The 12,773-nt window shown below is 59.7% G+C and carries 10 protein-coding genes; 1 reads left to right on the top strand and 9 read right to left on the bottom strand.

Annotation, left to right across the window (positions count from 1 at the left end):
* Positions 1–184: 184 nt before the first annotated feature.
* Positions 185–1,711, bottom strand: coding sequence for an ArnT family glycosyltransferase (locus FFS08_RS14930; protein WP_171012623.1), 1,527 nt, complete (start codon positions 1,709–1,711; stop codon positions 185–187).
* Positions 1,712–2,178: 467 nt separating this feature from the next.
* Here FFS08_RS14930 and FFS08_RS24325 point away from each other — a divergent pair, with 467 nt between their 5' ends.
* Positions 2,179–2,541 carry an integrase core domain-containing protein gene (locus FFS08_RS24325; RefSeq protein WP_502702039.1) on the top strand — a complete coding sequence of 121 codons (363 nt, stop codon included), beginning with the start codon at positions 2,179–2,181 and terminating at the stop codon, positions 2,539–2,541.
* On the opposite strand, the gene FFS08_RS23545 is transcribed toward FFS08_RS24325, so the two are convergent.
* The 8 genes from FFS08_RS23545 to FFS08_RS14890 form a co-directional block, all read right to left on the bottom strand.
* Complete coding sequence (locus tag FFS08_RS23545; RefSeq protein ID WP_171015316.1) at positions 2,489–2,932, bottom strand: hypothetical protein; 444 nt, start codon at positions 2,930–2,932, stop codon at positions 2,489–2,491. The genes FFS08_RS24325 and FFS08_RS23545 overlap by 53 nt on opposite strands.
* A 56-nt stretch (positions 2,933–2,988) precedes the next feature.
* The gene (locus FFS08_RS14920) at positions 2,989–4,266 is read right to left on the bottom strand and encodes a hypothetical protein (protein WP_137862408.1); all 1,278 of its coding nucleotides are present in this window, start codon (positions 4,264–4,266) and stop codon (positions 2,989–2,991) included.
* Positions 4,267–4,274: 8 nt separating this feature from the next.
* Complete coding sequence (locus tag FFS08_RS14915; RefSeq protein ID WP_249341059.1) at positions 4,275–6,476, bottom strand: GumC family protein; 2,202 nt, start codon at positions 6,474–6,476, stop codon at positions 4,275–4,277.
* Positions 6,477–6,487: 11 nt separating this feature from the next.
* Entirely contained in the window at positions 6,488–7,063 is a 576-nt protein-coding gene (locus tag FFS08_RS14910; RefSeq protein ID WP_249341058.1) for a polysaccharide biosynthesis/export family protein, read from the bottom strand.
* Positions 7,064–7,236: 173 nt separating this feature from the next.
* Positions 7,237–8,607, bottom strand: a complete 1,371-nt coding sequence (locus FFS08_RS14905) for an O-antigen ligase family protein (protein WP_137862406.1) — start codon at positions 8,605–8,607, stop codon at positions 7,237–7,239.
* A 38-nt stretch (positions 8,608–8,645) separates the two neighbouring features.
* The gene (locus FFS08_RS14900; protein ID WP_137862405.1) at positions 8,646–9,845 is read right to left on the bottom strand and encodes a hypothetical protein; all 1,200 of its coding nucleotides are present in this window, start codon (positions 9,843–9,845) and stop codon (positions 8,646–8,648) included.
* 49 nt (positions 9,846–9,894) lie between these two features.
* Positions 9,895–11,205 carry an MATE family efflux transporter gene (locus tag FFS08_RS14895; protein WP_171015317.1) on the bottom strand — a complete coding sequence of 437 codons (1,311 nt, stop codon included), beginning with the start codon at positions 11,203–11,205 and terminating at the stop codon, positions 9,895–9,897.
* A gap of 127 nt (positions 11,206–11,332) precedes the next feature.
* Positions 11,333–12,631, bottom strand: a complete 1,299-nt coding sequence (locus FFS08_RS14890; RefSeq protein ID WP_212742022.1) for an exopolysaccharide biosynthesis polyprenyl glycosylphosphotransferase — start codon at positions 12,629–12,631, stop codon at positions 11,333–11,335.
* Positions 12,632–12,773 lie beyond the last annotated feature (142 nt).

Below are 12,773 nucleotides of genomic sequence, written 5' to 3'. Positions count from 1 at the left end.
GGCAAACCCGTGCATTTGCCGCCTTATTCCAACAGCATCCGGGGATCGCAACCAGGATCGGCGCCGAACTGCGTCACCCGGCGCAACGTTCTGCACCCGGATTTGGTTCCGGGAAATGCGCAAATTACGGACAGCGATCCGAATCGGGACGGCCATGCCCCTTCCATGCCCCTTCGCCGCGGCCCTACATGTAGCTCTTGAGCCGGGGCCACAGCCTGGAGAGCTCCGGCTTCAGCCCGCGGCACAGCGCGATGACCTTGCCGTTCTCATAGGACATCGCATAGCGCGACCAGGTCGTCCCCAGGAGTACAACCTCGTCGCAATAGGGGTACATGTCGGCGAGCTTCTCCTGGACGGACAACAGGTTGATCGGCCGCTGCCCGCGCAGCCCCCATAGGAAATATTGGTTATGGCCGCTGAGCGCGGCGGGCAGCCCCTTGCCGTACAGGTCGAGGGCGGCGGCCTCGCCATAATTGTCGACCTTGATGGCGGTGATCGGGCGTTCGGAGACGGGAATGCGGTTCCATGCCGCTTCGACCTGTCCCGCGAAATCGTGCCAGCCCAGTTGATCGGCCACGAGTTGGGGCAGCGCCGTGCCCTTGAAGCTGCGCTCCTGCTGCTGGGGGGCGATGCCCAGCCGCTGGATATAGGCCTCGAGAGCGGGCGGAGAGAGGATCGGCAAGGCCATCGGCGCCGCCAGCGCCGAGAATGCCACCGCCGCCGCCGCGCCGATTCCAGTCGCCACCTTGCCCGCGGTGCTGCGCGCAAGCGGCGCCAGGGCGGTCGCGCCGATCACGAACAGCATGGGATAGAGGGGGGCGAGATAATAGTCCTTGCCGTGCCCGAGGCGGACGATGACGAAGACTACGGCCGCGGCGATCACCAGGAAGCGCAGGTCCCTGAGCGGCCGCGCGACAAAGGGGGCGACCAGGCCGGCGATCCAGAGCGGCGCGAAGGCCGGATTCATCACGAACAGCTGATTGCCGACGAACGGCAGGAGCGCGATGTCGGCATTCTTCGCCTTGGCGGCCGCGCCCAGCTCCAGGAACGGGAAGCCATGGGCATATTGCCACAGGAAGGACGGAAGGGCGATTGCCGTCGCCAGCGCCACGCCGATCCAGAATGCGGGCCGCAGCAACAGGCGGCGCTCGGGCGTCAGCACCAGGCCGATGGTCAGGCCGAGCATCCAGAACAGCATCGAATATTTGATCTCGAGCGACAGGCCCGCCACCAGGCCGGCCAGAACCAGCGCGCGCCCGTCATCCTCGCGGCCTGCCTTGACCAGCAGATAGGCGAGCGCGGTCCAGGCCAGCGGATCGAAGGCCGATGTGTTCAGCGTGGCGACCAGCCCCATCAGCATCGGCGCGATCGCGCATGCGAGCCCGGCCAGCCCCGATGCGAGCCGGTCGCCGCCGAGCAGGCGAGCGAAGCGCATCCCCAGCCACACCAGCGCGCCCGCCGCCAGCGCGGTCGGGAGCCGTACCCCCCAGGCGCCGAGGCCAAGCTGGTAGAGGGACACCGCAATCAGCGGCACGCCGGGCGGCTGATCGACATATCCGAAAGCGGGATGCTGCCCGCAGACGATGAAGTAGAGCTCGTCGCGGAACAAATCGTAGCGGCCGCCCAATGCGAGATGGAAGGCAATGACGATCAGCCCCGCCGCCAGCGGGGGCCAGTCGATCCGAAGCGGTTCCCGAATGGCTGCCTGCACCGCGATTCCCCCGCACATGACGATCCGCGCCGACTGTCCTGTACATGCAACACACATGTCAATGGCGTCGGCGCTCCCGGACCGCGCCGAAGGCTCTTGCGCAGCCTGCTGAGCATGGGCTCGCCATCATGGAGAAACGAAGCGGCGCTGGCGGAGTCTAGGGAAATGCCCCGGCCATCGCTGAAGCATTGGAAACAAAGTTGTTTCATGAGCACCGCACTATTGGTACAGCCAGACGTAACCGTTCCGACACGCTGACATGCGGCCGGTGCTTCCCCATCCTATGCGCGGTCGATGACCAGACGAGCGCATGCTGGCGCCGGTGGCCGGCGCGTCCCTATCTGGCGTGCGGCTAGCCCGTGAGTTGACGCGGCTTACGGGCAAGCGCGGCCGGCCGCATAGATGGTCAGCGGCAACGGCAGCGGCAACGGGATGGCACCATCGCCGCTCCTGCGCTGGTCGCAGGAATGGTGCGTCGAATGGTATACATCACGCCGGGCAAGCCGATGCAGAACGGCTTCACCGAGAGCTTCAACGGTCGACTGCGAGACGAATGCCTCAATGAGACGCTGTTCACGTGGAGGCCCATGCCCGCTTCGTGCTCGACGCCTGGCAGCACGATTACAATCACGACAGGCCGCACGCAAAACGGCGCGGGCGCACGTCACAAGCAAATGGCACACGCTGCGATTCTGCCTTGGCGTCCGCGGTGCGGCGAATGCCTATATCATAGATGGCGAGGGCGGACTCTTCATCGCAGAATCGGTACCCCGGACATCACTGCCGCGATCGGGGATCCGCGACCTTTACCTGATTTGCAGCAGCGGTGAACGACGAAGTCGTACTGCCGTTCGGATTATAATAGCGATCGATTCTATTACTAATCCTGTTCTGCACACGATTTGCGAAACGATTGTCGACGCGTGCCATGGGCTTAATCCCTTGGAACTGACCGCGCACCTGGCGCTGCCCGACGCGCCCGAACGCAGAATTCGCAACAAAGCCCGCCGAGTTCTCCGCCTTTGTTGCCCGCGGCGGCGCAGCTACAGGTGGCAGACCATCGTCGCCCCGCTCCTGACCCATGGCAGGCGTTGCCACACTCAAAGCAGCCACCGTGCACAGACATGCCCAGCCGCGACCGGATAATCTGTGGGTGAAATCCAGGATGGGCATCAATATTCCTCCCGCCAACCGTACGGCGATCGCCCCTAAGTCGATCATCCTGCGCTCCCTCACTCTAGCCCACTTCCCGCTTGACGGAAATATGCCAGCCGCAATTACCGCTGAGGAGCCGGCCGAAGCTGCACACGCAAAATCTGGCCCGTCAGCCCCTCCTGGGCGCTGGACGCGCGCGCGATCAAGCCGAGATATTGTGTGGCACAGTCTGCCGGGACCACCAGAGATCCGGCAAAGGCACCGCCCGCCTGATCAGAATTGGGAACTGCAACCCGCCCGAGCTCACGGCCATTGTCGGTGCAGGTCAATATCCAATAGGGTTGGGATTCAACAGGCTGATTTATCCCGCTGCTGCGCCCACTGAGCATGTAATGCCCCGGTGGCAGGAACTGAATCTGCTGCAGCAGGGCACCTCCGAGACTGGCCGGAGCGAAGAAATCGAACACGGCACCCTGCCCGTCCCGCTGAATGGATGCGGAGAGCCCGGTCTCGCTCGACGCAGCGACCCAGTCGAGTTGCGATGCCTGCTCCAGCAATGCCTTGAAATCGGGATCACGCGACCAGCGTCGATCCGCGCCGGCCCGTACCGACGCATAATACTCCCACGCAGCCGCCGGCTGCTTGGCGAGAAGTGCGTTAATCACGAGCGCCTGATCTTGGCCCGAGACGGGAACGCCGGCCCGGCGCAGACCGTCAAAGAGTCGCGCCGTAGCGACCGGATCCGAACTGTTGGTCGCCAAGTACGACACGAAGGAATCAGCCCAAGTTGGCCGACTGGCCAGCAGCTTGACGAGATCCTTCCCGATGGCCGGATCGTTGCTCGCGCCGGCCAGTACGGGGAAAAGCAGATCCCATGCCCCCCAACGGGTCCGCAGGGCAGTGTCGTAGTGCCGCAGGGCGGCGGGAATATCGTCGCTACCGACGGCATCCTCGATCATCCAAAGCTGGGTGACCAGGTCGCGCCGCGACAATGCCTCGGAATAATCGAACATGCGCCGCGCTGTCCGGATATCCCCCCTCAACTGCGCTATCAGGCCAAGCGTGGTAATAGCGGGAACTGCGGTCGGATCCCGAAGGAGCGCCTGTTGCGCCAACCGCTCAGTCTTGGACAAGCGAGCCGCGAGCGTTGGGCCATCCACTCCCTGCGCTACCGGCTCTGCCGACTGAACGGTGAATTGCCGACGCGCGAGCTCCGCTGCAATCCTGCCGTCACCAGGCGCCAACTCATGCGCTCGTTCGAGCGACCTTTCCGGCAACGCCATGGCAACGGAATGCCGCACCGTCGTGTAACCGATCGCCACCGCTACCAACGCCAATATCACCCGAATGCCCCAGTCCAGTGGCTTTCGATTGCGCAATTCAGGGGCGAGCGGTGCCATCGCGACTATCAGTTGCCCTTGGCACGGGCAGTATCATCGTGCCCATAGCCGTAGCCATACTCATAGCCGGAATGCGACTTCTTCGCTTCGAACTTGGTAAGCACGCCACCAAATACGCGGGCGTTGGCAGCATGGAGTCGACCGAGAGCCATCTTGACCATGCTGGAGCGGATACCGTGCGACTCAACCGTGTAAATTACACCTTCGACACGGCTGGCAATCAACGGCGCGTCGGCCAAGCCCATTACGGGCGGGGAGTCTATGACGACATGGTCATAGGCTTCAAGCAGCCGCTCGATCAGGATCGACAGGCGATTGCCGGTCAGCAATTCCGCTGCGTTGGGCGGCAGGGGACCGGCCGACATCGCGGTGAACCCGAAATCATTCATCGCGAAGATAAGCGATTCGATGTTGTCGTCGCCCGACAGGAAATTGCTCAGGCCCCGATCATGGCTCACGCCTCCGAGATGATGCACTGACGGCGAGCGCATATCGCCGTCGATCAATATCACCTTGCGATGTGCGCGGGCCAACATCGTGGCGAGTGCCAATGCTGTCGTCGACTTGCCCTCCGCAGGCCGGGTCGATGTGATCGCCAGCGACCGCGGCACGCCATGTTCGGTCGCGAATGCGAGTCCGGTCTGAACGGCCAGGTAAGCCTCAACCACCTCCGACTTGCGGTCGAGGAGCGCGTCTCTGGGTTCGATATCCTCAACCTTCGGCACCGTGCCGAGCAGCGGCAAGCCCAAGCGACGTTCGACTTCGGCCGGATCGTCGATCGACTCGTTCATCTGCTCGAGAGCAAGAGCCAACAGCGCCCCGATGACAAGACCCGCGATCAGCGAAAGCGCTATGTTGAGAGCAAGCCGCGGGCTGGACGGCCGCTGCGGGACGTCGGCCAGGTCGACTACCGCGATGTTATTTACACCTACGCCACCCGCAACGCCGATCTCCTTGAAACGCTGCAACAACGAATCATACAGCGCGCGATTGGTGTCCACTTCCTGCGCATAGATATTGTATTGAATGCTGCGGTTGCGGAGGTCGAGATAATCCGATTTCAGCTTCTCAACTCGATTCTTTAGCTCAGCCTCGCGCTGCAGGGCCTGCTGATACTCAGCCTGGAGCGACTCTGATACGCGCCCCTCCTCGCGCGAAATGCTCTGATCGATCTGAGCAATCTGGGACTGCAATGCGCGCGCAGGCGGGTAGCCCGGCTCAAACTGCGCCAGCAGCCGCTGATAGTCGGCAGCCAGTTCAGCCCTGCGCTGTCGCATCTGGTTGATCGCCTGATTGCGCAGCGCCTCGCTCGATGCACCAGACCGGCCGCGCTGGCGATAATGCGCTTCAGCCTGGATCCGATCCGCGGTCGCCTGGGCGAGAACGCCATTCAGCGCGGCGAGATCGTCGGCAACGATCGAACGCTCCGAAGTCGCTCCCTGCCCATTGCTCTGCGCCGGCAAGTTGATGATCCGCTGCGCCGACGCATAGCCGACCAACTGCCTCTGGGATTCATCCAGCCGCTCCTTAGCCTGCGCAAGCTGCCGCTGAAGCAGATTACGTCCATAGGATGTCGCCTGGACCTTCCGCTCAAGGTTGGTCTGGATAAAATTGTCGGCCCATGAATTGGCGACCCGAGCCGAAAAATTCGCATCGGGGCTGGCAAAACGGATGTCGACGAGCCTCGAAAGCCGGGTAGGCGAAATTCGAAGATGGTCCCGCAGGATCTCGCCCGCCACTCGCGTGCGCTCACCACGTCCCTGCGCCGAATAGCGCCCATTGGTGCGTTCAAATGCCGGCTTATCGACATTGGTCCCAAACATCTCGAAGAAGTTGGGGTCGTCTACCAAGCGCAGCTGAACTGCCACGCGCTCCGATAGCGAGCGCGATTGCAGCAGACCGTATTGCGTCTGATAAAATTCCTGGTCCGCAATGCTGGTGTCACGCTCGACACCCTGGAAATTGGTGACCTGATTCGACTCTCGCGCGATCTCGATCGTTGCGATCGCCGTATATTGCGGCGTCATCAGCAGAGTTACGATGATCCCGAGCAAGAGGCACGTGACGACCGCACCCAAGATCATATAGCGCCATCGCAAGGCTATCCGAAGATATTCGCGGATCTTCGGATTGCTCTCGGGGTCGGACGTGGCCCTATCGGCCAGTTCTGTAGACGCGACTTGAGCGCGCATGACGGGAACTTGTTTCACTCAGCAAAACCCTATTGCAGAACCGCGATCAGCGGCGCAGCGAGGACCGGTGAAAGTGACACTAGGTCACGAAACAAGCGGCGCTGCGGCGAATCCCCGACGGCTATTACATCGTTGGCATAAATCGGAGGATCCGGATAAACTCCTCGACGGATCGCATCGATATTATAGAGGCCGGCCATGCGTTGGCCATTGACCGTCCTCAGGATGACGACATCCTCCTGCCGGGCAAATTCGGTCAGCCCTTTGGCGGAAGCGATGACACGCATCAGCGTCATCTGGTTGGTGACAGGATAGAGCCCAGGCTCGACCACTTGGCCATCGACAGTGGCCACCTGGCTCACCGAACTCTTGATGTTGACGACAACCTGAGGAGAGCGGACGTAATTTCCCCGTAATGCCGCCTCGATCGTGCGCGCGAGTTCTTCGGAAGTCTTGCCGCGGGCGTCAATAGTGCCCGCCAGAGGCATTGCGATGCGCCCACTGGCGTCGACCTGAATTTCACGATTGAAATCCGGCAGCCCAAACACTTCCACCTCGATGGTGTCCAGCGGGCCGATCAGTGCCGGACGGTCGGCAGCAACCAAATCCGTACGCTCCGGCGCTGGGAGCGCAGAACTGTCACGCACCACCGTCAGGCTTGGAGTCGATACGATCGGTTGGCGGTGGGCGCACCCGGCCAACGTGGCCGCGAGACAAAGAGCGACAAAGTTTCTGCGCATGATCATCCCGGATGGAGAATTTGGGTGGGCTATAGATGCTAGTTATCCGTCGGTAAAGTGGCCCGCTTCGGCACTTCAGCCCATCCAAGCCACAGCGATGCCAATACGATCATAGCCATCATCATCGGCGTCCGCGCCGGATAATCGACGGCACTCGCTATAAGGATCAACAGCAGTGCGGCCGATCCGGCCCGCCCGAGCAACATGTTCGAATCCGCAGAAGCCCGCCAGACCCGGATGCTGGCCCTAAGCCACCAGCCCAGCGCGACGACCAGCAGCAGCGCGGCCGGAAGCCCTCCATCCAGCAAGATTTCAAGCCAGTCATTATGGGCATGGTTGAAATAGGTCGGCTTCAGCAGCGCGTAAGGCTCGTGCACGCGGAAAATGGTGTCAAAGCCACCAAAACCCGATCCGGCGGGGAAATATATACGGATCATCGCAAGGACGGATGGCAGCGCATGAACGCGGACATCGGCGCCGGCATCGAGCTTCATTACGCGGCTGATGGATTCAGCGCGATTCGCGGAGACACTTATGACTACGAAAATAACCAGAATCGCGACGACCGCAGCGATGAAAGCGGGAAAGGCCCAACGCGGAGCCCGGCGCAATGCCCGCTGGATACCATGCCTCGAAAGCAGAAGGCCAATGATCAAGGCCAGCCCGCCCACCAGCATTCCGGCCCGCGAACCGCTCGCCAGAATTCCAAGAAGGAAGATGAGGACAAGCGCGAACGCCACTGGGCCGCGCCATGGCGCCCTATGCTCGTGCAGGAACGGCCACAGCGGAGCCAGCAGGCACCCCAGAGCCAGATAGAGCGCGAAATGATTGCGATTGGCAAACGAGCCGCTGACACTTCCTGACACATCATTGATCAACGGATTGTCGATCCGCCATCCCGAGAATTGCACGACGGCCAAGAGCATCGACGTGAAGATCAGTATCAGAACCAGCGCCGGCAGATAGGCGCGCTCGGCGCGCCGCAGGCCCACGGCCAGCAACAGGACCGCCAGCGGCACGACCAGCGACGCAGCGGCGTTGAGCGTGAGATCAGGCACCACCGACAATGGGCGCCAGGGCTGCCCGCCCTCGATCGCCCGCGCGAAGATCGCGCGACCGGGAAGCGCCTGCCAGAGGCTCGGCGGCAGCGGCATCAGTTGGATCAGCACGACCAGGATCGTAGCGATCAACAGATACAGGACTGGCTTGGCGGATCCAAAATGCGGCGGCCGTGCGAGCAAGGCAATACCGACGAGCGACAAGACCGCGGCGCCCCGCGCCACCGACTGGCCCATCACGTCAGGCCGGGCGGCACCGCCAGCCACCAGCAATATCGCCATGAAAACCAGCAGCATGAGGAAAGACGGGCCAGGCAAAGTGCCCCGAACCAGGCGCGAATGATTGGTCATTGCCTTCCTTTACGCGATTTATTCCGGCGGTCGAGACGTCAAGGCACCTCAGCGACAGCCGGCCCGATATCAACCGGCCGACGATCATCCGGCTGTGCCACCGGCACGAGCCGATACAGGACCACCTCGCGATACACGGCCAGAACCACCGTATAAATCACGCTGGTGACGAGCGTCGTGGTCAGCGACGCCGCAAATGCAATCGCAGGAAGGAATAACCAATCAATGGTCATGCCGGGGCGGCGCGGCGTTAGGGCTATCATCGCGAGCGCCAGGGTCCCCGGGATACCGAACTGCAATGTCCTGAGCATGACCTCGGAGTCAAAGACACCACCATAATAGGCCAACTCATCCGACGAAAAGCCGCCAAGCAAACCGTACTTCGGAAAGACGCTGACGAAGAAGTCATACGTATTCAAGCGCCCGGTAACGGAACCACTCTGACTCAGCCCACCCCCGAGGACCTCATCAAAGATAAACTGCACCACATAGAGATTAACTCTAAATTCTATCAATATAAACAGACTGATAGCCGCAGAAAATCCAACAAGCGCCACAACGGCCGCAAATCGAGTAAATCCCCTTTCCGATATCAGTCGATACGACTCAAATAGCACAAAGAATATAGCAAGGGTTCTATTGGCCGTAAGAAATATAGCAATCGATATAGGGATGAATACTATGTACTTCTTATAGAGCGCATAATGCGCCCTAAGGCTTATGTAGATGATCGTGCTGGAGAAAATACCCGTCGGGAAAAAACCGGGTGGGCGAATTGACAGCGTATCCCACAAGATCTGCGCCTGATACTCATCATAGGACACAAAATTAATGGCGTTCTCCCAAACCGGCGCCAACAGCGTCACGATCGAGAACAGATTTACCGCCTGCGCGATCATTACAGCGAGGTTGATCAGGCTGCCCCACACAGCGATCCGAACGACCCGTTCCAGCCCCAGTCCGTCGACCACCTGCGCAACCATCGCTGTCGCCAGAATCGCCCCGAACGGGAGCGTAACATAGACCCAGTCCCGGAATCCGAAGGCGCCAATCATGGTATTATACGATATCAATGCGACAAATATCGCGAACGACGCCGCAACGATATACAGTTTCCCCGCAGAATAGCTACGGATTACGTATGGGACAAAGAACAAGGAAAATAAAAGCGGCACGTATATTGGAATATTAGAAAGCCTATACCCCGGATATACGTAGGACAAGGCGATACCGATCACTCCGATCGCCGTTATGAACGACATCTTATGCGGAGTAACGACAATAGAATTAGGCATTCGCTTTCCAATAGCGCAGGAATATCCGGGTGCCGACCGGGAGCGTGAACAACAAAGCGACGCCGCTATAGGCAAATACCGCCCCGGGCAGGCCAAAGAAGGCGATCAGCCCGGCAGCCCCCCCAAGGGTAAGGATCCCACCAACGGCAGACAGCACCATGAAGGGCTCCTCCCTATGGGCACGCAGCAGCACCGCCTCCGCCGACACAATATGGTTTGCCATACATGCAAGCCCCAGGGGAATCAGATACTGCCAGGGCAGAAGCCGCCCCGACAATTGCGGCAAGAGCCGATATCCGATGAGCAGCGCGAGTGGCAACATCATGATCGCAATCAGCAACAGCACTACCGATTGGAGAAATGCCTCCTTGAAACGTCGCCGCAATTCATCGCGCCGCCCCAACGCCACGAGGCGGGTGAAAACCGGTGTCCGCGCAGTGAGCAACACGATGAACAGGCCATTCAGGGCAGTGAAGATCTGGAGGCTCATCCCCATGCTCCCCGCCGCCTTCGCGCCAACCTGCGCAAACAGCAACGGCGAAAAAATCTGCAAGGTGAAGAACCCACTTAGCCAACTGATCGCAATCCGGGATTGGAATGGCCAGATATCCCTGCGCCAGTCCAATCCCGGCAAGTCGGATCGGTACGACCATAGATCCACCAGCATCGACCGATGACCGTAAAGGATGGCAATCGCCCCCACGACCGGCATGAGAACGGTTTGACAAGCGATAGCAAACAACCCGCCGCCACAAGCGAGCGTTATCGCCGCTGCCGAAGTGCTGATCACTCCCTGCAGCAGGCGTATCCGCGCCGCCGTCGCAATACGGCCGCTACCCTCCACGATGAACAACGCGGCATTGACCACGAGACTGGACGACACGCCGAACGCGACGAGCACCCACGCGGTTATCACCGCGGAGAATTCGCCCGGCGCCACCTGATGCTTGCCGAAATAGGAGAAGAACAAAATCCCAAGCACGCAGAGCAGCGCGAACAGCACCACGCTTCCGCAGGCGAACCAAGCCCCGGCAAATCGCACTAGCGAGTGCAGCCGCTTCTTCGCGCCGTCATTGCCAACGATCCTGCCATGCTCGCCGTGCGACAGAAGAGCCATCTCGTGCCCGATCAGCTGCACCAAAGCTATACCGAGGCCCATTTCGATAAAAACCTGCATATAGATCAGGCTGTTGAACGTATAATAGAATCCCTGAGTGGACGGATTGGTGAACAGACCGACGAGCACAAGCAGGATCAAGCCGCTACAGGCAGTCCACAGCCGGTTGACGATGCTGAATGACACGGCAGCATCCAATCCGGCACGAGACATCATGCCAGGAATGAACCGTGCCAGTTTGCTGGACGCGGACAACAACTTCTATCCAGTCCTCATATGGTTTTGGTCAAAAGCTCATCAAACGGGTCGATATTCAGCGGGCGCCTGACCCGGTAATGATCGTCTGAATAGTTCTGATCGTTATCAATATATCGAGCCAGAAAGAGAAATTCTTTACGTAGTAAAAATCCAGATTGAGCTTCTCGCGTATATCGTCAACCTCGGTGACGTGCCCCTGATTTACCTGGGCCCAGCCCGTAAGTCCCGGTTTGATGATATGGCGATAATGATAGAAAGGTATCTCTTTCTCGTACCACTTTGTCAGAACCATCGCCTCGGGCCGCGGCCCGATCATGCTCATTTCCCCCTTGAGCATGTTGAACAGCTGCGGCAGCTCGTCAATGCGAGTCCGGCGCAAAAAGGCCCCCACTCTCGTGATACGAGAATCCCTATCGCTCGTCATCGCACTCTTCCGCGCCTCGGCGTCGCTGAGATTCTCCTGCGACGCCGCAACGCGCATGGTCCGGAACTTATATGCAGTGAACGGCTGTGCCCGAAACCCGGTCCGCTGCTGCCGATACAAGGAAGGCCCCGGCGAATCCAGGCGCACCACCACCGCCACGATCAGAAGGGCAGGCGCCAGCACAATCAGCGCGATCGCCGCAATGACGACGTCGATCACGCCCTTGATCTCGAGGTACAGGTCGCTGGGATTCAAAGATCCGAGCGTATTCTCCGAGAGATGCTCGATTTCGACGCGCCCGGTGATCTGTTCGATCACCTCCTTGTAGTGGTAGACCGGCGTTCCACTCAGCGCAAAATCCGCGATGCGCGCATTCCATTCCGCCGAGTGATCCGCGTTCAAATCGACGACAACGCCATGCAGCGCCGGAGGCGACGCTTCAGGGTCGGAAATATAATGCCAGACCACCCGCCCGGCGTTCGGCAGCGAGGACACCCCATCACTGGGGATAACACCAAGCAGAAGCGGCCGATGAGCAGAGTACCGCAAATGCATGTATGTAAAAGTAACCAACGTCAGCAGGTAACTACTCAACAGCTGCATGCGCGTATAATCGATACGCAGCATAATAAATGTAACGGCAAGAATGCTAAACGTTATCGTAAAGGCGGTAATTATGTAGCCGCCGGAAACGATTCCTGGAAAAACGTGAATTCTCCTATAGGATATATACCCTATAATGAGAGCCATCGTCCCACCGATAACGGTGTTAACCTGAACGAATCTGTTGAGAGAGATATCCGTAAACATGCCCTGCACAAAGGCAGGAATGATTATGGCAACAAGAATACCAATAGATATCTGGTACCTCGCCCTCAGGAGGAAATCCAACCGAGATTTGCGGAAGCTCTGCATCAAGATCTGTGTCATTGTTGAGTGAATCCCAGGTCAAATATTTCCCGGAGGCAAATTCTGACTTCTGTGGCCCCATATGGCATCATAGCCGCAAGGGCCTAGGCCCCTTTCCGTTCGCTGCAAAGCCCATATACCGTCCACAAGGACTGGTACAGAG

This window comes from Sphingomonas sp. 1F27F7B (assembly GCF_005503355.1).
Taxonomy (GTDB): Bacteria; Pseudomonadota; Alphaproteobacteria; order Sphingomonadales; family Sphingomonadaceae; genus Sphingomonas.
This window is presented reverse-complemented; position numbering and strand designations above follow the sequence as displayed.

Bases quoted from the DNA above. Each gene is read 5' to 3' on its own strand.
- FFS08_RS24325 (WP_502702039.1), top strand. From the start codon at position 2,179: ATGGTGCGTCGAATGGTATACATCACGCCGGGCAAGCCGATGCAGAAC.
- FFS08_RS23545 (WP_171015316.1), bottom strand. From the start codon at position 2,932: ATGATCGACTTAGGGGCGATCGCCGTACGGTTGGCGGGAGGAATATTG.
- FFS08_RS14920 (WP_137862408.1), bottom strand. From the start codon at position 4,266: ATGGCACCGCTCGCCCCTGAATTGCGCAATCGAAAGCCACTGGACTGG.
- FFS08_RS14905 (WP_137862406.1), bottom strand. From the start codon at position 8,607: ATGACCAATCATTCGCGCCTGGTTCGGGGCACTTTGCCTGGCCCGTCT.
- FFS08_RS14890 (WP_212742022.1), bottom strand. From the start codon at position 12,631: ATGACACAGATCTTGATGCAGAGCTTCCGCAAATCTCGGTTGGATTTC.